1 protein-coding gene and 1 pseudogene are annotated in these 1,282 nt (G+C 71.5%); one reads left to right on the forward strand and one right to left on the reverse strand.

Features of this window, described 5'->3' with window-relative positions; all coding sequences use genetic code 11:
* Nucleotides 1–32 precede the first annotated feature (32 nt).
* Nucleotides 33–973, reverse strand: a pseudogene (locus C1I97_RS37445) (integrase core domain-containing protein).
* Between C1I97_RS37445 and C1I97_RS42310 the strand changes: the two are divergent.
* Nucleotides 872–1,096, forward strand: a complete 225-nt coding sequence (locus C1I97_RS42310; RefSeq protein ID WP_258382934.1) for a hypothetical protein — start codon at nt 872–874, stop codon at nt 1,094–1,096. The pseudogene C1I97_RS37445 and the gene C1I97_RS42310 sit on opposite strands and share 102 nt — an antisense overlap.
* Nucleotides 1,097–1,282 lie beyond the last annotated feature (186 nt).

The raw sequence follows: 1,282 nt of genomic DNA on the forward strand, positions 1-1,282 counted from the left end.
CCCTGCGGGTGCCGAATAATCATCCGCCCTGGTCAAGCGGCGTGGTGGTACTCGTGGAGGGTGTCGCCGAGCCGGTCTCGTCGGCGGGTCTTCAGGTGTGTGATCTGTCCTGGTTCGGTGATCGGTTCGGGCAGTGAGCGGAGCGGGGCGGCTTGGCCCAGGGCCCGGTGCGGCCGGTGCCCGTTGTAGTGCGACTCGAACTCGCGTAGGGCGTGGAGCAGGTGGCGCTGGTTCCAGATCAAGGTGTGGTCCAGCAGCTCGCGCCGGCAGGTCTGGATCCACCGTTTCGTGAGGGAGTTCATCCGGGGCATCCGGATGCCGCTGGGGACGGCCTTCGGCCCGGCATCGGCCGGCACCGCGTCGAAGGCCGGCGTGAACCTCGAGTCCCGGTCGCGGATCAAGAATTTGGCCTTGCTGCCGGCGTCCTTGAGGTCCATGGCGAGGTTGCGTCCGAGCTGCACCATCCAGTCCGCGGTGGGGTGTGCGGTGGCGCCCAGGATCCGGATTCTGCGGGTGGCGTGCTCGATGGCGGCGCAGACGTACAGGCGCGCCCCGGTCGGGGTGCGGGTGGCGAAGAAGTCGCAGGCGAGCAGCGCGTCCGCCTGGCCGCGCAGGAAGTCGGCCCGGGTCGTGCTCTGGCGTTCGGGGGCGGGCGGGATGCCGTGCTCGCGGAGGATCTCCCAGACGGTGGAGGCGGCGACCTTGACGCCCAGCGTGGCGAGCTCGCCTGGGGGCGCCTCCCGGCCGAAGGCCGGGGGAGGGTGCGCCGATCCCCCCGGGAGCTGTTCTCGCGGGCCGGGCGCGGGACCAGGGCGCGGATCGATCGGGCGGTGGGCGGTCGTCCGCGCCGCCGGGGTGCGCAGTGCGCAGCGTGGCGTCGTTTGAGCAGGTCGCGGTGCCGGCGCAGGATGGTGTCGGGGCGTACCGGCAGCAAGGGGTGGCGCAGCTTGTCGCTCGGGAGGTGGTGGAGCAAACCGGCGAGGACCGCGCGGTCGGTGTCGGTGAACACGGGCTTGCCGACCTGGCGCCGCGGGGCCAGCAGCTGGTGCCGCAGCGCGCGGATCTCGATGTCTTTGTCCCGCTCGCGCTTCGGTAGCAGGCGCAGGAGGGTGAAGGTGTTGGTCACGGCGAGGTAGGCCAGGCGCGGCAGCACGACAGGTCATGATGCCGCCCGACCGCCGTCCACGTGCACAGCACGGGCGCGAGCGGGGAGGCAGCACGGAAGCCCCGTCGTCGACGATCAAGCTCCTGACCTGGCCGGATGATTTATCGGCACCCGCAG

This window comes from Streptomyces sp. NTH33 (assembly GCF_003236365.1).
Classification (GTDB): domain Bacteria; phylum Actinomycetota; class Actinomycetes; order Streptomycetales; family Streptomycetaceae; genus Streptomyces.